This window comes from Tranquillimonas alkanivorans, assembly GCF_900115595.1.
GTDB lineage: Bacteria > Pseudomonadota > Alphaproteobacteria > Rhodobacterales > Rhodobacteraceae > Tranquillimonas > Tranquillimonas alkanivorans.
On record NZ_FOXA01000002.1, the window covers coordinates 249,602 to 271,632 of the forward strand.

Sequence of the window (22,031 nt, forward strand, 5' to 3'; positions counted from 1 at the left end):
CCCCCGGACCCCTGAGGATATTTCAGGACCAAAGATGGTAGGGGAGCTGCGCTGGATTTGGAGCGCGGCGTCAGTGGATTTGGAGCGCGGCGTCAGTAGCCCGCATCGCGATCCACGAGGTGCAGAAGCGGTTTACCTGCCTCGCCGCGGCGGATGTTTTCGGCGATGACGCGCGCGGCACTGGCCGGGCGGGTTTCCGAGGCGATGTGGGGTGTGACCGTTACCTTAGGGTGTGCCCAGAACGGGTGGTCCTTGGGCAGCGGCTCGGTCCGGAAGACATCGAGCGTGGCGTGGGCGAGGTGACTGGCGTCGAGCGCGGCCAACAGCGCGTCGTCGTCGATGAGCGCGCCGCGGCCGGGATTCACCACGACCGCGCCCTGGGGAAGCCTGGCGATGGCGGCGGCGTCCAGGATGTTCTCAGTCTGCGGCGTGCGGGGCAGGAGGAGGACCACGATCTCGGACCGCGCCAGCACCGTGTCCAGTCCGGAGGGGCCGTGGTGGCAGGCGATGCCGTCGACGGCCTTCCCGGTCCGGCTCCAGCCCGTGACGTCGAAGTTCAGCGCGGCGAGGGCCTGCGCGCAGGCGGAGCCGAGCGCGCCGAGGCCCAGCACCCCGACCTTGCGGTCGCGGGCGAGCGGCGGCACCCAGTCGCGCCACACGCCGTCCTGCCCGTGGAGGTGCAGGTCGATGTTCAGGTGATGGCGCAGGACGTGTCCGGTCACCCACTCGACCATCCCCTCGGTCAGGCCGTCGTCCACCATGCGGGCGAGCGGCATGGTCAGGGTCTCGTTCCCCACGATGCTCTCTACCCCGGCCCAGAGGCTGAGCACCGCCTTGGTGCGGGTGAAGCGGGTGAAGTCCGACAGGCCGCCATTGGGGGCGTAGACGACGTAATCCACGTCTTCCGGGGAATGGTGGGTGGAGAGGTTTGCCGCGACGCCGGCGTCGTCTAGCGCCTCTGTCAGCGGACGCTCGTACTGCGCCCAGCGGCCCTCCGGCGCGGAAAACAGAACGTTGATCATGGTCCCCTCGGTCTGTGCACGTGGGCCGACTGCACCAGCCCGAAGGCGACGAGTAGCACCAGCATGGCCGAGCCGCCATAGCTGACCAGGGGCAGCGGCACGCCGACGACGGGGGCGAGGCCCATGACCATCGACATGTTGACCGCGAAGAACAGGAAGAACGTCGCCGCGATCCCCAGCGTCATGAGCGAGCCGAACCGGTCGCGGTTGGTGACGGCCGAGTGGATGCAGAACAGGATGATCAGCGCGTAGAGCGTGAGTAGAGAGAAGGCGCCGACGAAGCCAAATTCCTCGGCCAAAGTGGTGAAGATGAAGTCGGTATGTTTCTCGGGCAGGAAGTTCAGGCGCGACTGCGTGCCCTGCATGAAGCCGCGACCGGTCCAGCCGCCCGATCCCAGCGCGATCTTCGACTGGGTGATGTGATAGCCCGCGCCCAGCGGATCGGTCGACGGGTCGAGGAAGGTGTCGATCCGCCGGTACTGGTAATCCTTGAGAAGCTGCCAGGGTGTTCCGCGCGAATAGAACACGGCGCTGACGAGTCCCGCGCCCATGGCGACCACGACGCCCCAGTACCACCAACTGACGCCGGCGGCGAACATGACCGCGCCGCCGCCCATGATCAGCAGAAGTGCCGTGCCCAGGTCGGGCTGCTTGAGGACGAGGAAGGTGGGCGCGAGAATCAAGACCAGCGGCACCAGGACCCACAGGGGCCGCGACACCTTGTCGACGTCCAGCCAGTCGTAATAGGCGGCCAGCATCATCACGAGCGTGATCTTCATCAGCTCGGACGGCTGCAGCCGCATGAAACCCAGATCGATCCAGCGCTGCGCGCCCATGCCGGTGGTGCCGATCAGCTCGACCAGCACCAGCAGGAAGAGCGAGCCGAGATAGGCGAGTCCGGCCATGTTGCGCCAGAACCAGATCGGCACCATCGCCACGATGAAAAGCAACACCATGCCCATGGCGAAGCGCTTCATCTGCGGCTCGGCCCAGCGGGAGAGGTCCCCGCCCGCGACCGAGTAGAGCATCAGGAAGCCTACGGCCGAGACCGCGGTCAGGAGCAGCACGAGCGCCCAGTTCAGGTAGAAGACCTTGGCGACGCCGCGGGGCACGCGCGGGACGTTGTACTCGAGGTAGCTCATGCGCGGCTGCGGCCTCCGCCATCGCGGTCGAGCGGAGAGAGCGGCAGGGTGCGCTGCATCTCCTCGATCTCCTGGCGTTGGCTGGTGGGATAGCTCTCCAGCGGCGGCAGCTTGCCGTGCAGCGCATAGAGCAGGATGTCGCGGGCCACCGGTGCGGCCGCCGACGACCCGCCGCCGCCGTGCTCGACCACGACCGAGACCGCGTAGCGCGGGGCAGTGTAGGGTGCGAAGCCCACGAACAGCGCGTGGTCGCGCCGTTTCCACGGCAGGTCGGCGTTCGAGGTCACGCCCCGCGCCCGCTCGGCGGCGGTGATGTTGCGGACCTGGCTGGTGCCGGTCTTCCCGGCGAGCGCCAGCGCCTCGTCCTGGATGCGGCTGCCGTAGGCGGTGCCGCGTCGCGAGTTCGACACCGCGTACATCGCCTTGCGGACCCGGCGCAGGTGATTCTCGTTCACGCCGAGCGGACCGCCGCCCTTCACCTCGGTCTCGACCCCGTCGACGGACTTGATCAGCCGCGGCTCGATTGCGCTGCCGCTGGCCAGCCGCGCACTCATCACGGCAAGCTGGAGGGGCGAGGCCAGCACGAAGCCCTGGCCGATGGCAGCGTTCAGGCTGTCGCCGACCAGCCAGCCCTTGTCGTAGCGGTCGCGTTTCCACTGCTTGGTGGGCATGATGCCGTCGGTGACCGCCGACATGGGCACGTCGAACCTGTGGCCGAAGCCGAAGCGGCGCGACATCTCGGCGATCTTGTCGATCCCGACGCGCTGCGCGAGTTCGTAATAGTAGACGTCGCAGGATTGCTGGAGGCTTTCCTCGAGATCCACGTGCCCGTGCCCGCCGCGCTTCCAGCAGTGGAAGCGCCGGTTGCCCAGCGTGTGATAACCGGGGCACCAGATGGTCTCGTCAGGCGTGACCTCTCCCATCTCGAGCGCGGCGAGCGTGACCATCATCTTGAAGGTCGAGCCCGGCGGATAGCCGCCCTGCGCCGCCTTGTTCGACAACGGGCGGTACATGTTCTCGGTCAGGAGCGCGTAATCCGCGCTCGAGATGCCGCGCACGAACTTGTTGGGGTCGAAGGCCGGGGCCGAGCCGACGGCGAGAAGGTCTCCGTCTCGCACGTCCATGACCACCGCCGCCGCGGAATGCCCCAGCGCCAGGCGCGCCTGCACGAAGTTCTGCAGCCCCGCATCGACGGTCAGTTGCAGGTTCGAGCCGGGCGTGCCCTCGTCGCGGCCGAGTTCGCGCATGACGCGGCCGGCGGCGTTCACCTCGATCTGCTTGGTGCCGGCCTTGCCGCGCAGGCGGCGCTCGAGCTTGTTCTCGACGCCGGTCTTGCCGATCTGGAACTTCGGGATCTGCAGAAGCGGGTCGTCGTCGTCCATGCGGCTGAGGTCGTAGTCGCTGACCGGGCCGACATAGCCCACCACGTGCGCGAAGTCGTCGCGCAGGGGATAGTTGCGCGTCAGGCCAACGTCCGGCGTGATGCCGGGCAGGGCGGGCGCGTTGACGGCGACGGTTGCGATATCCTCCCACGACCGCTGGTCGGTGAGGGTGACCGGCACGAAGGGACTGCGGCGGTCGAGCTCGCGGCGCGCGCGCTCCAGCTCGCCCTCGTCGAGGTGGATGAGCTTTTGCAGGCGGGCGATGACCTCGTCCACGTCGCCCGCGTCCTCCTTGACGATGACGATGCGGTAGTTCTGCGCGTTCTCGGCGATGGGCCGCCCGTTGCGGTCGAAGATAAGGCCGCGGGCGGGCGCGATGAGCCGCATGTTGATGCGGTTCTCGTCGGCCAGCAGGCGGAACTCGTCGGCCTGCTCGATCTGCATTTGCCGCATGCGCAGGCCGAGAGCGCCCATGACGCCCAGTTGCAGCCCACCCAGCACCAGCGCGCGCCGCGAAACGCGGCGGGCCGAGGTCGCGGTGTCTCTGGACGATCTCTTCATCGGCGATGCCCCAGCGCGTCGACCTCGCCCGGGGCACGCTTGAACACGCCGAGGGCGTAGCGCGACAGCGCGGCGAGGACCGGGTAGCTCAGCACCGACGTCGCGACCTGCAGAATGCTCAGCCGCAAGGGCGGCTGCGGCACCATGAACAGCCCCAGCGCTGCGACGTAGGCCAGTTTCATCATCAGAAGGACCCCCGCAACCATCGCCCACTCCAGCATGAACGGCAGATCGCGGATCAGGTGCTCGCGCGCACGGAGGAACTCGAGCCCCAGCACCGTGATGCCGGCCCAAAGCCCGATGGGCCGGACCTGCAGGATGTCGGCGGCCAGCACCACGGCGGCGACCAGGAATGTGGGGACGTAATCAGGCCGCCGCAGCACCCAGACGAAGGCCAGCACGACCAGCAGGTCGGGGCCGGGCAGGCGGCTGCTGACCACCTGGAAAGGCAGGATCTGGATGAACAGGACCAGCGCCGCCAGGGCCGCGAAGAGCGCCCGGTAGCCCCAACGTTCGGTGGTGACGGGATCAACCATCCTCGCCCCCTCCGGGCGCGCCGGCCAGGGTGTCGCGGCGGTCGGGAACCACAAGCGTGCCGGGGTCGTCCACGGCCTCGGTCCGGTGCGAACGCAGGACCCGCAGGAACTCCAGCCGCTCGTAATCGGCCGCCAGCCGCACGCGCAGCCGCCGCTCGGCGTCGAGTGCGACCTGTCCCACCAGCAGGCCCGCCGGGAATACGCCGCCGTCGCCCGAGCTCACGACCCGGTCGCCGGGACGCACGAGTTCAGGCGACTCGAGGAAGTCGATGGGCGGCAGCTTCGAATTGTCGCCGGCCAGGATCGCCTGCTGGCCCGAGGGCTGAATGGTCACCGGGATGCGGCTGTTGCTGTCGGTCAGCAGGATCACCCGCGACGAGGTGGCGCCCACGCCCGAGATACGGCCCACCAGCCCCAGCCCGTCGGTCGTCGCCCAGCCGTCGCGGATGCCGTCACGCGCGCCGACGTTGAGCAGAACCGACTGCCGAAAGGGCGAGCCGGAATCGGCCAGCACCACCCCGGTGACATAGGTCAGCTGCGGGTCCAGCCGCACCTTGTTCAGGTCCAGAAGCTTCGCGTTTTCCTGCTCGAGCTGGAGCGCGGCCTCTTTCCAGGCCTTCATCTGCTTGAGCTCGCGGCGCAGTTCCTGGTTCTGCTCGTAAATGTGCGTGTAGCTCTGGAAATCCTCGACCATCCGGGCGACGCGCGTCACGGGGACCAGCGCCCACTCGAAGGACGGCACCACCTCGTTGACGATCTGCGCGCGCACGCGCTCGGCCCGCGGACTGTCGATGCGCCACAGCAGGAAGATCGCGAACAGGAAAAGGACCAGCCCGCCGATCAGGATGCGCCGGATCGGGCGGGTGAACTGCGCGCTGGAAGTGTCGTTCGCCATGGGCTGCTCCCGGGCCGGGTCCCCGTCCGGCCTGATGAAGCCTCGTCAATCGGCCGTTGTCCGGCCTTCTGCCGCCCGGCGCCCGCAGGCGCCGGATCAGCTTTCGTAATCTATCACATGCCGGAGCTGCTTTTCATACTCCAGCGCCTTGCCGGTGCCCAAGGCTACACAATTCAGTGACTCGTCGGCCACCGAGATGGCGAGCCCCGTCTGCTCGCGCAGCGCGAGGTCGAGATCGCCCAGAAGCGCGCCGCCGCCCGTCAGCATAACGCCGCGGTCCACGATGTCGGCGGCAAGGTCGGGCGGCGTCGCCTCAAGCGCGGTCATCACCGCCTCGCAGATCGCCTGCACCGGCTCGGACAGCGCCTCGGCCACCTGCGCCTGGTTGATCTCGGTCTCTTTCGGGACGCCGTTCAGGAGGTCGCGGCCGCGAATTTGCATCGCCGCGCCGCGCCCGTCGTCGGGCATGCGGCTGGTCCCGATGGTGGTCTTGATGCGCTCGGCCGTGCTTTCGCCGATCAGCAGGTTGTGCTGGCGGCGCAGATAGCTGACGATCGCCTCGTCCATGCGGTCGCCGCCCACGCGGACCGAGCGGGCATAGACGATGTCGGCCAGCGACAGCACGGCGACTTCGGTCGTGCCTCCGCCGATGTCGACGACCATGCTGCCGGTGGGATCGGTGATGGGCATGCCCGCGCCGATGGCCGCCGCGATGGGTTCGGCGATCAGCCCGGCGCGGCGTGCGCCGGCCGAGATCACCGATTGCCGGATCGCCCGCTTCTCCACCGGCGTCGCGCCGTGCGGCACGCAGACGATGATCTTCGGCTTCGAGAAGGTCGTGCGCTTGTGGACCTTGCGGATGAAGTGCTTGATCATCTCTTCGGCCACGTCGAAGTCGGCGATCACGCCCTCGCGCATGGGCCGGATCGCGTCGATCGAGCCGGGCGTCCGGCCCAGCATCAGCTTGGCGTCCTCGCCCACGGCCAGCACTTCCTTTCGACCGCCCTTCGAGTGGTAGGCCACCACCGACGGCTCGTTCAGGATGATGCCGCGCCCCTTCACGTAGACCAGCGTGTTCGCCGTCCCGAGGTCGATCGCCATGTCCGACGAAAACAGACCCGCAATACTCGCCATTATTTGGCCTTCCCGTTCCCCATTCGCGCGAAAGGCCCGCGACTCTGAGCGAGGGAGCGGGCCGATGCCCTTATAACAGTGCAGAGCCTCGGTGAAAGCGCCAGTGCGGCGCGGCGTCAGCGTGATTTCGCCCAGTCCCGGGCTTGCATCGCGCCCTGCGCGGGACTTGCGGGCTTCGATGGTAGAGTTCGCGCCCCGGATCCCCGGGGGCGGGACCGTGCGATTCGGCCTTCCGGGATCAGAGCCAGGCGTCGCGGCCGCTGCCCACGGCCTCGGAGACCGAGGCGAAACCGTCGCGCTCCAGCAGCCGGTCGAGCCCCCGCGCGATGCGCGGCACCAGCGACAGCCCTTCGTAAACCAGCGCCGAATAAAGCTGCACCGCCGAGGCGCCCGCGCGGATCTTGGCGTAGGTATCCTCGGCCGAGGCAATGCCCCCCACGCCGATCAGCGGCAGCGCGCCGCCCGTTTCGCGTGAGAGCCGGGCGAGCACGCGGGTCGATATCTCGAACAGCGGCGCGCCGGACAGGCCGCCCTTCTCGCCGGCATGCCCGCTTTTCAGGCCATCCCGTGTCAGCGTGGTGTTCGTGGCGATGATGCCGGCGATCTTCGAGGCCAGCGACACCTCGGCCACGTCCACGATCTCGGGCTCGGTCAGGTCCGGCGCGATCTTCAGGAACACCGGCACCGGCCGGGCAAGCGTCCGGTTCGCCTCGACCACCTGCGCCAGCAGGTCGGCGAGTGCCGCCTTGCCCTGAAGGTCGCGCAGCTTCTCGGTGTTGGGGGACGAGACATTAACGGTGACGAACTCGACGTGCGGCCCGGCGGTGCACAGCACCTCGACGAAATCCCGCGCCCGATCCGCGCTGTCCTTGTTCGCACCCAGGTTCAATCCGCAGGGCAGGGTGCTGCGGCGGGTGGCCAGCCGCGCAGCAATGACCTCGGCGCCTTCGTTATTGAAGCCGAAGCGATTGATCACCGCCCGGTCCTCGGTCAGCCGGAACAGCCGCGGCTTCGGGTTGCCGGGCTGCGGGCGCGGCGTCGCGGCGCCGACCTCCAGGAAGCCGAAGCCCGCCGCGGCCAGCCGGTCCACGGCTTCGGCGTTCTTGTCGAACCCCGCGGCCAATCCGACCGGATTCGGCAGCTCCATCCCCGCCAGCGTCGTGCGCAGTCGGGACGAGGTGACGGGACCGGGGGTCGCGGTCAGCCCCGCCTTGAGCGCGCGCAGGGCCAAACCATGCGCCGCTTCTGGATCCATTCGGTGAAGCAGGGCGAGACCCAGCCGCTCGGGCAGGCTCACGCCAGGTCCTCGGGCAGGTCGTGGCGCCCCCCGACCAACGCGACGGGCTTGCTCCACGCGACGTCGTCCATCCGAAGCCGGCGATAAAGGTGCGGGAACAGCGCGCCGCCGCGCGACGGCTCCCATTTCAGGTCGTCGCCCAGCGTGTCGGCCTCGACCGCGAGCAGCATCAGCCCGTCCTCGCCCGCGAAGTGCTTCTCGAGCGTTCCGCGCAGCGTGGTGGCGTCGGAGAAATGGATGTAGCCGTCCGAGACGTCGACGGGCGCGCCGCGCGTCTCGCCCGCGAGCCGCAGGGCGGCGTATTCGTCCGAACGCAGTACCTTGTAGATCAGCATGGGCGGCTGCATGCCGCGCGCCCGCCACATGGTCAAGTGCGCCCTGTCACGAACACGTCGCAAAGCGACGCTACGCCACCCGCGCATCGGGCTTTGACAGCCCCACGGGGGCGGGTCACTCTCGCCCCACACGTTCAACACCGGGAGTTTCCTATGACTGTCAGACTTCTAGCGACGGCGGCCGCCGCCGCGCTCTGCGCGGGCGCCGCGCAGGCCGAGTACTCGCTGACGATCCTGCACACCAACGACTTCCACGCGCGGTTCGAGCCGATCTCGAAGTACGATTCGACCTGCGCCGCCGAGGATAACGACGCCGGCGAATGCTTCGGCGGCTCCGCCCGGCTCGTCACCGCGATTGAGGAGGCCAAGGCCAACAACGACAACTGGATCCTCGTCGACGGCGGCGACCAGTTCCAGGGCACGCTGTTCTACACCTACTACAAGGGTGAGGCCGCGGCCGAGATGATGAACAAGATGGGCTACGACGCGATGACCGTGGGCAACCACGAGTTCGACGACGGCCCCGAAGTGCTGCGCGGCTTCGTCGACGCGGTCGAGTTCCCGATCCTGATGTCGAACGCCGACATCTCGGGCGAGCCGCTGCTGAAGGACGCGATCCAGAAGTCGACGATCGTCGAGAAGGATGGCGAGCGCATCGGCCTGATCGGCCTGACGCCGCAGGACACCGACGAGCTGGCCAGCCCCGGCCCCAACGTGATCTTCACCGATCCGTCCGAGGCCGTGCAGGGCGAGGTCGACAAGCTGACCGAGCAGGGCGTCAACAAGATCATCGTGTTGTCGCACTCGGGCTACGGCGTCGATCAGCACGTGGCGGCCAACACTACCGGCGTCGACGTGATCGTGGGCGGGCACACCAACACGCTGCTGTCGAACGAGCAGGAGGGCGCGGCCGGGCCGTACCCGACGATGATCGACAACACCGCCATCGTGCAGGCCTATGCCTACGGCAAGTTCTTGGGTGAGCTCGACGTGACGTTCGACGACGAGGGCAACATCATCTCGGCCGAGGGCGAGCCGCAGCTTCTGGATGCCGCGGTGGTCGAGGATCCGGACACGGTCGATCGTATCTCGGAGCTGGCCCAGCCGCTCGACGAGATCCGCAACCAGGTGGTCGCCGAAAGCGCCGCCGCGATCGAAGGCGACCGCTCGGTCTGCCGCGCGCAGGAATGCGAGATGGGCAACCTCGTCGCCGACGCCATGCTCGACCGCGTGGCGGATCAGGGCATCGACGTGGCCATCGCCAACTCGGGTGGCCTGCGCGCCTCGATCGACGCGGGCGAGGTGACGATGGGCGAGGTGCTGACCGTTCTGCCGTTCCAGAACACGCTGTCGACCTTCCAGATCACCGGCGCGACCCTGAAGGAGGCGCTCGAGAACGGCGTGAGCCAGATCGAGGACGGCGCCGGCCGCTTCCCGCAGGTCGCGGGCATGACCTTCACCTTCGATCCCTCCGCCGAGCCGGGCAGCCGGATCGCCGAGGTCATGGTCGATGGAGAGCCGCTAGACCCCGAAGCGACCTATGGCGCGGTGTCCAACAACTATGTCCGCAACGGCGGCGACGGCTACTCGATGTTCGTCGATGCCGAGAACGCCTACGACTACGGGCCGGACCTTGCCGACGTGACGGCCGAGTACCTGGCCGAGAATTCGCCCTACGAGCCCTACACGGACGGCCGTATCACCGAGGCGCAGTAATCGCCTTCGCGTCCTCCGGCCCCGCCGGGGGACGCCCCCACGTCACGAGCACTGGCGCAGGATCACCTCTTCCCCGTCCGCGGTAACGAGGATCTCGTCCGGCCCCACGACCTCGAAGCCCAGCACTCGGTCCGGCCGTTCCTCGCCCCGCTCGACGCAGTCCGACATGGGGACCATCAGGCGGTCACCCTCCCACGTTCTCTTGCCGATCCCGATGCAGACGGTGTGGCCCATGTCCACGGCGGTCTCGGCCAGCACCCAGAACTTCGCCGGGTCGTCGCATTCGCCGTCGACGGCGTAGCGTCCGACGTAGCGTGTCTCCCACGAAACCGGCGGCAGGCGCGTCTCGTCGCGGTCCTCCTCCTGCGCGGGGGCGGCGGGCGCGGCGAGGGCGAGGCTGGCGGCGAGGGCGGGGCGGATGAAGCTGCGGCGCATGTGACCTCCGGATGCGGTTGCGTCACCGGCTCAACGTCCGACGCGGCAGCGGAGTTTCAGCGCTGCTCCGCCGCAGCCTCTTCTTCCTCCTTGGCCTCCATGGCGGCGTCCACGTCGTCCTGCAGCGCCAGGGCGGCGGTCTCGGGCGTGCTCGCCCGCGCCACAGGCGTGGCCACGAACGAGATCTTCTCCTCGGCCTTCACCTGGTCGCTGCGCATGATCCGCCAGATGGCGTAGCCGATGACCAGCACGTGCGCCGCCGCCGTCGTCAGGAACAGCGCTCGGATGCCCAGGGCCGTCATCCCGTAGCCCGCCACGACCGGCCCGATGATCGAGCCCAGCCCGAACACCATCAGCAGCCCGCCGCTGGTCTGGATATAGGTGTCGGGCTCGGCGTGGTCGTTGGCGTGGGCCACGATCACCGGGTACATCGAGAAGATGGCGATCCCGAAGATGCCCGCCAGCACGAGGTTCAGAAGCTGCCCCTCGGGCGCGAGCAGGATGAAGCCCAGGTCCGCGACGATGGCCAGCGCCGCGATGCCCACAAGCACTTTCCGGCGATCCATCCGGTCCGACAGGTTCCCGATGGGCACCTGCGCCACCGCGCCCGCAAGGATCGGGACGCTGGTGAACAGAGCGATCAGCGCGATGGAAAGCCCGATCCGGTCGCCGTAGACCGCCGCCAGCGCGCCGAAGCTCGCGTTCGAGATGCCGACCATGAAGACCGCGAACACCGCCACGGGCGAGTTCCGCCACAGCGCGCCGAGGTCCAGCTTCACGGACACCAGCGGCTTGGGCGTGGTGGTCGAGGAAATTGCCGTGGGCACCAGCGCCAGGCAGTAGAACATCGCCGGGATCACGAAAAACACGAAGCCCGCCGTGTCGCCCAGCGTCAGGATCATCTGCCCGCCGGTCGTCGCGCCCAGGTTCACCATCGTGTAGATTCCGAAGATGCGCCCGCGCGTCTGCGGCTCGGCCCGCTCGCTCAGCCAGCTTTCCACGATCATCGCCGCGCCCGCGAAACAGAAGCCCGAGATGCCGCGCAGCGGAATCCACGCCCACGGCGTCAGCAGCAGCAGCGACCCCAGCACCGCGATGGCGGCGAAAGCGGCCATGACGCTGAAGGCCCTGATATGCCCGACCCGCGCCACCAGCCGGGGCGTGTAGAAGCAGCCCAGCACGTAACCGACAGCCCATCCCGTCCCCAGTAGGCCCAGCGAGAATGCGGTGAACCCCTCGAACGAGCCGCGCACCGGCAGGATCAGCCCGTTCACGCCGCCCGCGAAAAGAAGGAAGGCCGACCCCAGCAGCAATGCGCTGATCGGCAGAATCTGGCGAACCATTACGTACTGTCCCCGGTCGTCGTTCTTGGCGCGGCTCGTAGGCGAGAAAATCAGCCGGCGCCAGAGCGATCAAGCGGGCCGTCAGCGCGGCAGCGGAAACGTGACGGTCGTCTCGGCCCATCCCTCGACGCTGGTGCTGGCGCGAATGTGCACCTCGTCCAGTTCGGCGGGTATGGCAACGCCCGACAGGCTGCGCGTGAACGGCTGCTCGTCGACGTGCGGATGCACCAGCTCCCGCCTGCCCAGAACCTCGCCGTCCGGTGTCTCCACCCGCCAGCCGTCGGCGTAGTCGTCCCACCCGGTATCCCCGTGGGCAAGCGTGACCGAGAAGCGCCACCCCTCGTCGGAGCGGGTGGCCGAGATATCCTCGACGACGGCCGGATCGGCGAGGGCAGGGGCGGCGGAGAGAGTTAGGACAAGCAGATAGTGCATGCCGCCAGCCTAGCGCAGCCGGACACCGCGCGTCCTCACGTCGCCGTGTGCGGCGGCTCCTTGAGGATGTCGCGCGGCTTCGATGCGAATTCCCGCGACCACAACAGCCACAGCACCACGCCGGTGGCGATCATCAGCGGCACCGCACCCAGCAGCCACGTCAGCGCCCCCAGCGCGAAGTACATCGCGCGCAGGCCGCGGTTGAAGTTCCATGCCGCGCGGATGTTTAATTCCGCCGCCTGTGCCGCGCGGGGATAGGCAAGGGGGTCGTCAATTTCGTTCGGCACGGCGGCCATGACAACGGCGCAGTAGCCGAACAACCGGTTGGCCCAGACGAACTTGAGGAACCCGTTGGTCAGGAAAAGCGCGACGAGCAGGAGTTTTATCTCCCAGATCACGTCGGGGACGTCCTGTGCCGTGAAATCCTCGGCCAGCCCCGTCAGTTGCTCGGAGTTGCGCAAAAGCGCCAGCACGCCGCCGATGGCGATGACGCAGGTCGAGGCGAAGAACGACGTGCTCTGCCGCAGCGAGCCCAGGATCGTGGCGTCGAAGATGCGCGGCTGCCGCGTCACCAGCTCGCGCATCCAGGCGCGGCGGTACTCAGCCATCACCACCGTGACCGAGGGGCGGCGCGTGCCCGGATGCTCGATCCACCAGCCGATGACGGCCCAGCCGCCCAGCAGGAAAGCGACGGCGACCAGGTCGAGGACGGAGAGCAGGGAAAGACGGTCGAGCAAGGACATGCGCGCACCTTAGTGTGGCGGTTTGTCTTGCCCCAGTGGCAAATTGGTTATACTTTCTGACCAATCCAGTCGGAGGATCCCGCGATGCAGATGCCCGAACCCAACGCCGCGATCCTGTCGCGCAAGGCGAGGATCGTGGAGCGCCTGCGTGGGGTGCTCTCGGCGGACGCCGTCATCGACGAGGCGCACGAGGTTCGCGCATATGAATGCGACGCGTTGACGGCCTATAAATGCCCCCCGCTCGCCGCCGTCCTGCCGTCCTCGACCGAGGAGGTCGCGGCGGTGCTGCGCATCTGCCACGACGAAGGTGTTCCGGTCGTCCCCCGCGGCTCGGGTACGTCGCTCGCCGGGGGCGCGCTGCCCACGGCCGACAGCGTGATCCTGGGCGTCGCGCGGCTGAACGAGGTGCTCGAGACCGACTACGACAACCGTTTCATCCGCGTGCAGACCGGGCGCACCAACCTCAGCGTCACCGGCGCAGTCGAGGAAAACGGTTTCTTCTACGCCCCCGACCCGTCCTCGCAGCTCGCCTGCGCCATCGCCGGCAACATCGCCATGAACTCGGGCGGCGCGCACTGCCTGAAATACGGGGTCACCACCAACAACCTGCTGGGCGTGACGCTGGTACAGATGGATGGCACCGTGGTCGAACTGGGCGGCGCGCATCTCGACGCCGGCGGGCTGGACCTGCTGGGGCTGGCCTGCGGATCCGAGGGGCAGCTCGGCGTCGTGACCGAGGCGACGCTGCGCATCCTGCGCAAACCCGAGGGCGCGCGCCCGGTGCTGATGGGCTTCTCCTCAAACGAAGTCGCGGGCGCCTGCGTGTCTGACATCATCAAGGCCGGGGTCCTGCCGGTGGCGATCGAGTTCATGGACCGCCCCTGCATCGTCGCCTGCGAGGCGTTCGCCCATGCCGGCTACCCGGATTGCGAGGCGCTGCTGATCGTCGAGGTCGAGGGCTCGGACGCCGAAATCGACGAGCAGCTGGGCCTGATCCTGCAGATCGCCCGCCGCCACGACCCCGTGGAACTGCGCGAGGCGAAGGACGCCGACGAGGCTGGGCGCATCTGGCTGGGCCGCAAGTCGGCCTTCGGGGCAATGGGGCAGATCAACGACTACATGTGCCTCGACGGCACTATCCCGGTGAGCGAGCTGCCCCACGTCCTGCGCCGCATCCGCGAGCTGTCCGAGGGCTACGGGCTCGAGGTTGCCAACGTCTTCCACGCGGGCGACGGCAACATGCACCCACTGATCCTGTTCAACGCGAACGAGGAGGGCCAGCTCGAGAAGGCCGAGGCGCTCGGCGCCGACATCCTGCGCCTCTGCGTCGAGGTCGGCGGCTGCCTGACCGGTGAGCATGGCGTTGGCATCGAGAAGCGCGACCTGATGGCCGACCAGTACGCGCCCGCGGACCTCGAAGCGCAGATGCGCGTGAAGGACGTGTTCGACCCGAAGTGGCTGCTGAACCCGGCAAAGGTGTTTCCGCTGGACGCGAGCGCGCAGAGGCGGGCGGCGTGAGCGACTGGTCGGTAGAGAGGGGACTGTCTGCCCCCAGCGTCCGAGCGGGATACCTCGAGAGTATTTCCAGAACAATGATCGGAGCGCCGTGTGCTGACGCCGGATAGCGAAACCGAACTGGCCGAGGTCGTCCGGACGACCGACGGGCCGCTCAGGATCATTGGCGGCGGCACGCGCTCGGTGGGCCGACCCGTGACGGGCGAGGCGCTGTCGGTCGCCGGCCTGTCCGGCGTGACGCTTCACGAGCCGGGTGCGCTGACGCTGGTGGCGCGGGCGGGCACTCCGGTGGCCGAGGTCGAGGAGGTGCTGGCGGGCGCGGGGCAGCGCCTGCCGTTCGAACCGGTGGATCACCGGGCGCTGCTGGGAACCGAGGGGCAGCCGACGCTGGGCGGCATGGTCGCCGCCAACGCCTCGGGTCCCCGCCGGGTTCAGGCGGGGGCTTGCCGCGACTTTCTGCTGGGCGTGCGCTTCGTGGACGGCTCTGGCGAGGTCGTGAAGAACGGCGGGCGGGTGATGAAGAACGTCACCGGCTACGACCTCGTGAAGCTGATGGCGGGGTCGTGGGGCACGCTGGGCGTGCTGACCGAGGTGTCCTTCAAGGTGCTTCCACGCACGGCCGAGGTGGCGACGCTGCGGCTGCGCGGGCTGTCGGACGATGACGCCGTGCGCGCCCTGACCGCCGGCCTCGGCTCGCCGTTCGAGGTGACGGGCGCGGCGCACGACCCGCAGGCCGGGGAGACGATGCTGCGGATCGAGGGGTTTGCGGACTCGGTGGCCTATCGCGCTGGGCGGCTGGGCGATGTGCTGGCGCCGTTCGGCGAGGTCGAGGTGGAGCGCGACCCGGAGCACGTTCGCGCCGCGTGGCGGCGGGTGCGCGACGTCGAAGCCTTCGCGGATCGCGCGGGCGACGTGTGGCGGGTGTCGGTGAAGCCCTCGGACGGGCCGGAGCTCGCCCGTCGCGCCGGGGCGGAGGCGGTGCTCTATGACTGGGGCGGCGGGCTCGTCTGGCTGTTGACCCCCGAAGGCCGGGACCTGCGTCCGCGCATCGACGGGCTCAAGGGCCACGCCACGCTGGTCAGGGCGGCGGAGGCGACGCGGGCTTCGATCGCGCCATTCCCGCCCGAGCCCGCGCCCGTCGCGGCGCTGACGACGGGCCTGCGGCGGAAATTCGACCCGAGGGGCATCCTGAACCCCGGGCTGATGGACTGACACGCGGCCGCGCATCTGGCGAGGGCCTGGAGGCATCATGCAGACGAACTTCACCGAGGCGCAGCTGAGGGACCCGGACACCGCGCGATCGAACGAGATCCTGCGCGCCTGCGTCCATTGCGGCTTCTGCACGGCGACCTGTCCCACCTACCAGGTGCTGGGCGACGAGCTCGACTCCCCGCGGGGCCGCATCTACCTGATCAAGGACATGCTCGAAAACGACCGGCCGGCGGACGCCAAGACGGTCAAGCATATCGACCGCTGCCTGTCGTGTCTGGCCTGCATGACGACCTGCCCCTCGGGTGTGCATTACATGCACCTCGTCGACCACGCGCGGGCGCATATCGAGCGGACTTATCGTCGCCCGTGGCGCGACCGGGCGCTGCGCTGGGTGCTGGCGCGGGTGCTGCCGTATCCGGGCCGCTTCCGGCTGGCGCTGCTGGGGGCGAAGCTGGGCCGGCCCTTCGCACGCTGGATGCCCGACGTGCGGCTGCGCGCGATGCTCGAGATGGCGCCGAAGACGATCCCGCCGGTCAGCCGCAACGACAACCCGCAGGTCTTCCCGGCGCTGGGCGAGCGGCGCATGCGGGTGGCCCTGATGACCGGCTGCGCGCAGCGGGCGCTGAACACCGACATCAACGACGCTACGATCCGGCTTCTGACCCGGCTGGGCTGCGAGGTGGTGATCGCACGCGGCATGGGCTGCTGCGGAGCGCTGGTCCACCACATGGGCAAAGAGGACGAAAGCCACGCGGCGGCAGAGAAGAACATCCGCGCCTGGATGGCCGAGGACCGGGGCGAGGGGCTGGACGCCGTGGTGATCAACACCAGCGGCTGCGGCACGACGGTGAAGGATTACGGCCACATGTTCCGCACCACGCCGCTGGCCGAGGACGCGGCGCGCGTCAGCGCACTGGCAAAGGACGTGAGCGAGGTGCTGGTCAAGCTGATGGGCGAGGACGAAGCCCGCACGGGTAACGTCGCGAAGGATGGCGTTGCGGGCATCGACGCGGCGCCGGGCAAGGGCGTGCACGCGCCGCCGCGCCCCGGCGGGGACGGGCCGATGCGCGTGGCCTATCACGCCGCCTGCTCGCTCCAGCACGGCCAGAAGATCAAGACGTACCCGAAAGACCTGCTCAGACGCGCGGGGTTCGAGGTGGTCGAACCCGCCGACAGCCACCTCTGCTGCGGCTCGGCCGGAACCTACAACCTGATGCAGCCCGAACTGTCGGCCCAACTCAAGACCCGCAAGGTGCGCACGCTCGAGGCGAAGATGCCCGACGTGATCGCGGCGGGTAATATCGGCTGCATGATGCAGATCGGCTCGGGCACCGAGACGCCGGTGGTGCACACGGTCGAACTACTCGACTGGGCCACCGGCGGCCCCGTGCCACCTGCGCTGACGCGGCGGGAGCCCGCCGTGCCCGATCTTCGCTGAGCGCGGGCCACAATCCTGCCCGACGCCGTGCCTAGGCTGACGGTGCTGAGCGGCAGGAGGCAGGGCATGGCGCGACTTCGGCGGATGATGGCGGGGCTGCTGGTGGCGGCGCTTCCGCTTGTGGCGCAGGCGCAGGAATCGCCGTTGCGCGCGCTGATGACTGCGGACGAGACGCGCGAATGGGACGGGGTCGGGCGGCTCGACCTCGGCGGCGGCGGGTTCTGCACGGCGTCGCTGATTGCGCCGCAACTCGTGCTGACCGCCGCGCACTGCCTGTTCGATAAGCGCACCGGCGCGCGGCTGGACGAGGCGGGTTTCCAGTTCCTCGCCGGCTGGCGCGACGGGCGCGCACAGTCCTATCGCGGCGTCCGGCGCGCCCTGCCGCATCCCGAGTTCGTGCCCGGCGGGTCCGGAGAGATGGCCGTCGTGGCGCGGGACATCGCGCTGGTCGAACTGGACCGGCCCATCCGCGACACGCAGGTTCTGCCGTTCCCGACCCAGAAGCGGCCCGCCGACGGGGCGGAGGTCGGCGTCGTCTCCTACGCCCACGACCGGTCCGAGCGGCCGTCGCTGCAAGAGCTCTGCCACGTGCTCGACCGCCGCTCGCAGGCGCTGATCCTGTCCTGCGATGTCGATTTTGGTTCGTCCGGCGCGCCGGTCTTCGTGATCGAGGACGGGCAGCCCCGGATCGTTTCGGTCGTCTCGGCCAAGGCGCGGGCCACCTCCGGCAAGGTGTCGCTCGGGGCGTCGCTCGAGGCGCCGCTGGCCGAGCTCATGGCGCTGATGAACCGCACCGACGGCATCTTCACGCGCGCCGAGCCTCGGGTCGAGCGGCTTTCGGCCTCCGAGGCACGGCGGCGGACGGGCGCCAAGTTCGTGCGGCCCTGATCCGACCCAGCCCTCTGCTTTCGCACGAGAAAATTCGGTGCGTGGGACTTGAAGCGCCGCGCGGCGATACCTAACTCAACCTCGCCGGATGCCGCCACAGGGTCCGGCACGCAGCACGACGGCCCGTCCACGTCGGAGGGCCGGAGAACATACGGTATCGCTCAACGGAGGATGACCTCATGCGAAGCTTCGATCTTGCCCCGCTCTATCGCGCCACCGTCGGTTTCGACCAGATGGCCGACCTGATGGACCGCGTCCTGTCCGACAACGTCGGCAGCCAGACCTACCCGCCCTACAACATCGAAAAGACCGCCGACGACGCCTGGCGCATCTCGATCGCCGTCGCCGGCTTCACCGATGCGGAACTGTCGGTCGAGGTCCGCGAGAACGCCCTGATCGTCGCGGCCCGAAAGGCGCCCGAGGAGAAAGAGCGCACGTACCTGCACCGCGGCATCGCGACCCGCGCCTTCGAGCGCCGCTTCGCCCTGGCCGACCACGTCCGCGTCACCGGCGCGACCCACGTGAACGGCATGCTGCACATCGACCTGGTGCGCGAAGTGCCCGAGGCGCTCAAGCCCCGCCGGATCGAGATCGCCTCGGGCGACACGGTCGAGGCGAAGGCCGTCGAGGGCCGGAAAGAGCCGCAGGACGCCTGATTGCCGCCTGCTCGGCATGACGCGGGGCCGCTCCGATGGAGCGGCCCCTTTTGCGTGCAGATCGGCTTTTCGCGGAAACTCGGCATTCGCTGAACAGGAAAGGGGCCACGTGCGAGGTGACCATTGTCCGCGCCGAACACGGGCGGGACGCGGCCACATCGACAGGGCATCCCTTCAGCGTCATGCCGAGCGGGATCAGCGCGGTCACCAGGCGCTCGAAGGACATAGTCGTTGGACCGCACGCGGCCTTCGGATCATCGTCGGACCACGCAGGCGGGAAAGGGACGCAGGTTTCGCGCCCGCGCCGAGCGGAATGTTGTGCGGCGCCGGCCCATCGCCTAAACCCGTTTGCAATCTTGACCCAAGGGAGGCCCCCATGTCCGACAGAGCCCAAGGTTTCGACACGCTGCAGATCCACGGCGGCGCCGAGCCCGATCCCGCCACCGGCGCGCGTCAGACCCCGATCTACCAGTCCACCTCGTACGTCTTCCGCGATGCCGACCACGCCGCCGCGCTGTTCAACCTGCAGGAAGTCGGCTTCATCTACTCGCGCCTGACCAACCCGACGGTCATGGCGCTGCAGAACCGGATGGCCGCGATCGAGGGCGGCGCGGGCGCAGTCTGCTGCTCGTCGGGGCACGCGGCGCAGATCATGGCGCTGTTCCCACTGATGGGGCCGGGCAAGAACATCGTGATCTCGACCCGTCTCTACGGCGGCACGGTCACGCAGATGAGCCAGACCATCAAGCGCTTCGGCTGGTCGGCCACCTTCGTGGACACCGACGATCTGGACGCCGTTAAGGGCGCGATCGACGACGACACCCGCGCGATCTTCTGCGAGTCCATCGCCAATCCCGGCGGCTACATCACCGACCTCGACGCACTGGCGAAAATCGCCGACGAGGCCGGGCTGCCGCTGATCGTCGACAACACCTCGGCCACCCCGTACCTCTGCCGCCCGATCGAACACGGGGCGACGCTGGTCGTACACTCGATGACCAAGTACCTGACGGGCAACGGCACCGTGACCGGCGGCTGCGTGATCGACTCGGGCAAGTTCGACTGGTCGGCCTCGGACAAGTTCCCGTCGCTCAGTGCCCCCGAGCCCGCCTATCACGGCCTGAAGTTCCACGAGACGTTCGGCCCCGCCGCCTTCACCTTCCACTCCATCGCGGTGGGTCTGCGCGACCTCGGCATGACGCTAAACCCGCAGGCGGCGCACTACACGCTCCTTGGGATCGAGACGCTGAGCCTGCGCATGCGCAAGCATTGCGAGAATGCCGTGAAAGTGGCCGAGTGGCTCGAGAACGACCCGCGCGTCGAGACGGTGACCTATGCCGGGCTGAAAAGCTCGCCCTACCATTCGCGGATGGAGACGATCTGCCCGCGCGGCGCGGGCGGCCTGTTCACCTTCGCGGTCAAGGGCGGCTACGAAGCCTGCGTGAAGCTGGTGGATTCGGTCGAGCTGTTCAGCCACGTGGCCAACCTGGGCGACACGCGCTCGCTGATCATTCACTCGGCCTCGACCACCCACCGCCAGCTCACCGAGGAACAGCAGCGCGCGGCCGGCGCGGCCCCCGAGGTGGTGCGCCTGTCCATCGGGATCGAGGATGCCGACGACCTGATCGCCGACCTCGACCAGGCGCTGGCCAAGGCCACGGCCTGAGCAGGGACGCCCCTTGAACGACTGCGCGCCGCGGGGAACCGCGGCGCGCATCTGATGAAGGCCTGCGAGGGCAGGGGCGACCTCCCCCGCCGCTTATGCCAGCATGGCGACTGGGTTCTCGAGGTTGTCCTTTATCGCGTTCAGCAGCTCGGCCCCCAGCGCGCCATCTATGACGCGGTGATCGACCGACAGCGTGACGGACATGATCGTGGCGACCTCGATCTGGTCGTCCTTGCCCACCACCGGCTTCTTCACACCCGCCCCGACGGCGAGGATGGCTCCGTGGGGCGGGTTGATGACGGCGTCGAAGTTGTCGATGCCGAACATGCCTAGGTTCGAGATCGCGAAGCTGCCGCCCTGGTATTCGTGCGGCGCGAGCTTGCGGTCGCGGGCGCGGGTGGCGAGGTCTTTCATCTCGGCCGAGAGCGCCGAGAGGGACTTCATCTCGGCGTCCTTCAGGACCGGCGTGAACAGCCCGCCCTCGATAGCGACGGCGACGGCCACGTCCGAGGGCTTGAGCTGAAGGATGCGGTCGCCGGCCCAGACGGCGTTGGCCTTCGGCACCTGCTGGAGCGCCAGCGCACAGGCCTTGATGATGAAGTCGTTGACCGACAGCTTCACGCCGCGTCCTTCGAGCTGGGCGTTCAGCGTCTTGCGGAAGTCGAGCAGCGCGTCGAGCCGGATGTCGCGGCGCAGGTAGAAATGGGGGATCGTCTGCTTGGCCTCGGTCAGGCGCGCGCCGATGGTCTTGCGCATTCCGTCGAGCTTGATCTCTTCATAGGCGCGGCCCTCGTACATGGCGACGACCTGCTGCGCCGTGGGGCCGGTGGCGGCAGGGGCGGAGACCGGGGCCGCGGCGGCGGGCTTCTCGGCGGCGGCCTGCGGCTGGGCGCTTTCCACGTCGGCCTTCACGATCCGGCCCTTGGGGCCCGTGCCCTTGATCTGCGCCAGGTCGAGCCCGCGATCCTTGGCGATACGGCGGGCGAGCGGCGAGGCGAAGATGCGCTCGCCCGTGCCCGAGGCCGGAGCGGCGGGGGCCTTCGCCTCCTTCGCCGGTTCCTCGCCACGGCCATAACCGCCGGCGGGGGCGGTCGGTTCGGAGGCTTCGGCCGGCTCGGCGTGCGAGGACGCCTCGCGCGGTTTGGGCGTGGTGTCGGTCTGGATGTCGTCGGCGCTTTCGCCGTCCTCCAGCAGAACGGCGATGGGGGAGTTGACTTTCACCCCCTCGGTGCCCTCGGCCACGAGGATCTTGCCCACGACACCCTCGTCGACGGCCTCGAACTCCATGGTGGCCTTGTCGGTCTCGATCTCGGCCAGCAGATCACCGGAGGAGACGGTGTCGCCCTCCTTCACGAGCCACTTGGCAAGGGTGCCTTCCTCCATCGTCGGCGAGAGGGCGGGCATCAGGATTTCGGTGGGCATGTCATTCGTCCTCTACGAGTCTCAGCCGGTCGAACGGCCTCCGCACGGGGGCACCGCGGGACATTTGCGTCAATGCCTTCTCGATGGCGGCGCTGTTCCGGCCGATCCAAGAGTAGGCGTCTTCGTGCGACGGGTTTCCCGCCGCACGGATTTCCTCGGCGACAAGCGCTTCCGGGACGAGACCGACGATCGCCTTGCCGTCGCTTTCGAAGCGAACGCGGTAGGCGTCTTGTGCGGTATCCCGTCCCAGAACTCGCATGG

General features: G+C 68.7%; 21 protein-coding genes. 7 read left to right on the top strand and 14 right to left on the bottom strand.

Annotation, left to right across the window (positions count from 1 at the left end):
• Nucleotides 1–92: 92 nt before the first annotated feature.
• From BM162_RS04740 to BM162_RS04775, 8 genes are all read right to left on the bottom strand, one after another.
• The gene (locus tag BM162_RS04740; protein WP_093418429.1) at nt 93–1,022 is read right to left on the bottom strand and encodes a 2-hydroxyacid dehydrogenase; all 930 of its coding nucleotides are present in this window, start codon (nt 1,020–1,022) and stop codon (nt 93–95) included.
• Nucleotides 1,019–2,164: a rod shape-determining protein RodA gene (gene rodA, locus BM162_RS04745; protein ID WP_093418432.1), complete on the bottom strand. Its 1,146-nt coding sequence runs from the start codon at nt 2,162–2,164 to the stop codon at nt 1,019–1,021. Before rodA ends, BM162_RS04740 begins: the two co-directional genes overlap by 4 nt.
• On the bottom strand, nt 2,161–4,107 hold the full coding sequence (gene mrdA / locus BM162_RS04750; protein WP_093418435.1) for a penicillin-binding protein 2: 1,947 nt from the start codon (nt 4,105–4,107) through the stop codon (nt 2,161–2,163). Before mrdA ends, rodA begins: the two co-directional genes overlap by 4 nt.
• Nucleotides 4,104–4,643, bottom strand: coding sequence for a rod shape-determining protein MreD (locus BM162_RS04755; RefSeq protein WP_093418438.1), 540 nt, complete (start codon nt 4,641–4,643; stop codon nt 4,104–4,106). The genes mrdA and BM162_RS04755 overlap by 4 nt, the downstream gene beginning before the upstream one ends.
• Nucleotides 4,636–5,538, bottom strand: a complete 903-nt coding sequence (gene mreC, locus BM162_RS04760) for a rod shape-determining protein MreC (RefSeq protein WP_093418440.1) — start codon at nt 5,536–5,538, stop codon at nt 4,636–4,638. The genes BM162_RS04755 and mreC overlap by 8 nt, the downstream gene beginning before the upstream one ends.
• A 96-nt stretch (nt 5,539–5,634) precedes the next feature.
• Nucleotides 5,635–6,672 (bottom strand): rod shape-determining protein, encoded by a 1,038-nt coding sequence (locus BM162_RS04765; protein ID WP_093418443.1) that lies wholly within the window; start codon nt 6,670–6,672, stop codon nt 5,635–5,637.
• 238 nt (nt 6,673–6,910) lie between these two features.
• A complete protein-coding gene (locus BM162_RS04770) occupies nt 6,911–7,969 on the bottom strand; it encodes a quinone-dependent dihydroorotate dehydrogenase (protein ID WP_093418445.1) in 1,059 nt (352 codons plus the stop codon).
• Entirely contained in the window at nt 7,966–8,304 is a 339-nt protein-coding gene (locus BM162_RS04775) for a DUF952 domain-containing protein (protein WP_093418678.1), read from the bottom strand. The genes BM162_RS04770 and BM162_RS04775 overlap by 4 nt, the downstream gene beginning before the upstream one ends.
• Before the next feature lie 153 nt (nt 8,305–8,457).
• On the opposite strand from BM162_RS04775, the gene BM162_RS04780 reads away from it, so the two are divergent.
• Nucleotides 8,458–10,020, top strand: a complete 1,563-nt coding sequence (locus BM162_RS04780; RefSeq protein WP_093418448.1) for a bifunctional metallophosphatase/5'-nucleotidase — start codon at nt 8,458–8,460, stop codon at nt 10,018–10,020.
• A 42-nt stretch (nt 10,021–10,062) separates the two neighbouring features.
• Here BM162_RS04780 and BM162_RS04785 read toward each other — a convergent pair whose 3' ends face one another.
• The 4 genes from BM162_RS04785 to BM162_RS04800 form a co-directional block, all read right to left on the bottom strand.
• The gene (locus tag BM162_RS04785) at nt 10,063–10,455 is read right to left on the bottom strand and encodes a hypothetical protein (protein ID WP_093418450.1); all 393 of its coding nucleotides are present in this window, start codon (nt 10,453–10,455) and stop codon (nt 10,063–10,065) included.
• A gap of 56 nt (nt 10,456–10,511) precedes the next feature.
• Nucleotides 10,512–11,798 (bottom strand): MFS transporter, encoded by a 1,287-nt coding sequence (locus BM162_RS04790; RefSeq protein ID WP_093418453.1) that lies wholly within the window; start codon nt 11,796–11,798, stop codon nt 10,512–10,514.
• An 81-nt stretch (nt 11,799–11,879) separates the two neighbouring features.
• Nucleotides 11,880–12,230: a hypothetical protein gene (locus BM162_RS04795; protein WP_093418456.1), complete on the bottom strand. Its 351-nt coding sequence runs from the start codon at nt 12,228–12,230 to the stop codon at nt 11,880–11,882.
• A gap of 35 nt (nt 12,231–12,265) precedes the next feature.
• Entirely contained in the window at nt 12,266–12,973 is a 708-nt protein-coding gene (locus BM162_RS04800; protein WP_093418459.1) for a DUF599 domain-containing protein, read from the bottom strand.
• Nucleotides 12,974–13,057: 84 nt separating this feature from the next.
• On the opposite strand from BM162_RS04800, the gene BM162_RS04805 reads away from it, so the two are divergent.
• The 6 genes from BM162_RS04805 (at nt 13,058) to BM162_RS04830 (ending at nt 20,348) form a co-directional block, all read left to right on the top strand.
• On the top strand, nt 13,058–14,491 hold the full coding sequence (locus BM162_RS04805; RefSeq protein ID WP_093418462.1) for an FAD-linked oxidase C-terminal domain-containing protein: 1,434 nt from the start codon (nt 13,058–13,060) through the stop codon (nt 14,489–14,491).
• A gap of 93 nt (nt 14,492–14,584) precedes the next feature.
• The gene (locus BM162_RS04810) at nt 14,585–15,700 is read left to right on the top strand and encodes an FAD-binding protein (protein WP_093418681.1); all 1,116 of its coding nucleotides are present in this window, start codon (nt 14,585–14,587) and stop codon (nt 15,698–15,700) included.
• Between the two features lie 37 nt (nt 15,701–15,737).
• A complete protein-coding gene (glcF, locus tag BM162_RS04815) occupies nt 15,738–17,138 on the top strand; it encodes a glycolate oxidase subunit GlcF (RefSeq protein ID WP_093418464.1) in 1,401 nt (466 codons plus the stop codon).
• A gap of 66 nt (nt 17,139–17,204) precedes the next feature.
• On the top strand, nt 17,205–18,026 hold the full coding sequence (locus tag BM162_RS04820; RefSeq protein WP_245759168.1) for a trypsin-like serine peptidase: 822 nt from the start codon (nt 17,205–17,207) through the stop codon (nt 18,024–18,026).
• Nucleotides 18,027–18,205: 179 nt separating this feature from the next.
• Nucleotides 18,206–18,682, top strand: coding sequence for an Hsp20 family protein (locus BM162_RS04825; protein WP_093418467.1), 477 nt, complete (start codon nt 18,206–18,208; stop codon nt 18,680–18,682).
• 376 nt (nt 18,683–19,058) lie between these two features.
• A complete protein-coding gene (locus tag BM162_RS04830; protein WP_093418469.1) occupies nt 19,059–20,348 on the top strand; it encodes an O-acetylhomoserine aminocarboxypropyltransferase/cysteine synthase family protein in 1,290 nt (429 codons plus the stop codon).
• Nucleotides 20,349–20,441: 93 nt separating this feature from the next.
• Here the strand turns inward: BM162_RS04830 and BM162_RS04835 are convergent, their stop codons facing one another.
• Both BM162_RS04835 and BM162_RS04840 read right to left on the bottom strand, forming a co-directional pair.
• A complete protein-coding gene (locus BM162_RS04835) occupies nt 20,442–21,770 on the bottom strand; it encodes a pyruvate dehydrogenase complex dihydrolipoamide acetyltransferase (RefSeq protein WP_093418472.1) in 1,329 nt (442 codons plus the stop codon).
• 1 nt (nt 21,771) lies between these two features.
• Nucleotides 21,772–22,029: a hypothetical protein gene (locus tag BM162_RS04840; protein WP_093418475.1), complete on the bottom strand. Its 258-nt coding sequence runs from the start codon at nt 22,027–22,029 to the stop codon at nt 21,772–21,774.
• Between the last annotated feature and the right edge of the window lie 2 nt (nt 22,030–22,031).

Coding starts and splice junctions, on each gene's coding strand:
- BM162_RS04740 (WP_093418429.1), bottom strand. CDS start 1,022: ATGATCAACGTTCTGTTTTCCGCGCCGGAGGGCCGCTGGGCGCAGTAC.
- rodA (WP_093418432.1), bottom strand. CDS start 2,164: ATGAGCTACCTCGAGTACAACGTCCCGCGCGTGCCCCGCGGCGTCGCC.
- mrdA (WP_093418435.1), bottom strand. CDS start 4,107: ATGAAGAGATCGTCCAGAGACACCGCGACCTCGGCCCGCCGCGTTTCG.
- BM162_RS04755 (WP_093418438.1), bottom strand. CDS start 4,643: ATGGTTGATCCCGTCACCACCGAACGTTGGGGCTACCGGGCGCTCTTC.
- mreC (WP_093418440.1), bottom strand. CDS start 5,538: ATGGCGAACGACACTTCCAGCGCGCAGTTCACCCGCCCGATCCGGCGC.
- BM162_RS04765 (WP_093418443.1), bottom strand. CDS start 6,672: ATGGCGAGTATTGCGGGTCTGTTTTCGTCGGACATGGCGATCGACCTC.
- BM162_RS04775 (WP_093418678.1), bottom strand. CDS start 8,304: ATGCTGATCTACAAGGTACTGCGTTCGGACGAATACGCCGCCCTGCGG.
- BM162_RS04780 (WP_093418448.1), top strand. CDS start 8,458: ATGACTGTCAGACTTCTAGCGACGGCGGCCGCCGCCGCGCTCTGCGCG.
- BM162_RS04785 (WP_093418450.1), bottom strand. CDS start 10,455: ATGCGCCGCAGCTTCATCCGCCCCGCCCTCGCCGCCAGCCTCGCCCTC.
- BM162_RS04790 (WP_093418453.1), bottom strand. CDS start 11,798: ATGGTTCGCCAGATTCTGCCGATCAGCGCATTGCTGCTGGGGTCGGCC.
- BM162_RS04795 (WP_093418456.1), bottom strand. CDS start 12,230: ATGCACTATCTGCTTGTCCTAACTCTCTCCGCCGCCCCTGCCCTCGCC.
- BM162_RS04800 (WP_093418459.1), bottom strand. CDS start 12,973: ATGTCCTTGCTCGACCGTCTTTCCCTGCTCTCCGTCCTCGACCTGGTC.
- BM162_RS04805 (WP_093418462.1), top strand. CDS start 13,058: ATGCAGATGCCCGAACCCAACGCCGCGATCCTGTCGCGCAAGGCGAGG.
- glcF (WP_093418464.1), top strand. CDS start 15,738: ATGCAGACGAACTTCACCGAGGCGCAGCTGAGGGACCCGGACACCGCG.
- BM162_RS04820 (WP_245759168.1), top strand. CDS start 17,205: ATGGCGCGACTTCGGCGGATGATGGCGGGGCTGCTGGTGGCGGCGCTT.
- BM162_RS04825 (WP_093418467.1), top strand. CDS start 18,206: ATGCGAAGCTTCGATCTTGCCCCGCTCTATCGCGCCACCGTCGGTTTC.
- BM162_RS04830 (WP_093418469.1), top strand. CDS start 19,059: ATGTCCGACAGAGCCCAAGGTTTCGACACGCTGCAGATCCACGGCGGC.
- BM162_RS04835 (WP_093418472.1), bottom strand. CDS start 21,770: ATGCCCACCGAAATCCTGATGCCCGCCCTCTCGCCGACGATGGAGGAA.
- BM162_RS04840 (WP_093418475.1), bottom strand. CDS start 22,029: ATGCGAGTTCTGGGACGGGATACCGCACAAGACGCCTACCGCGTTCGC.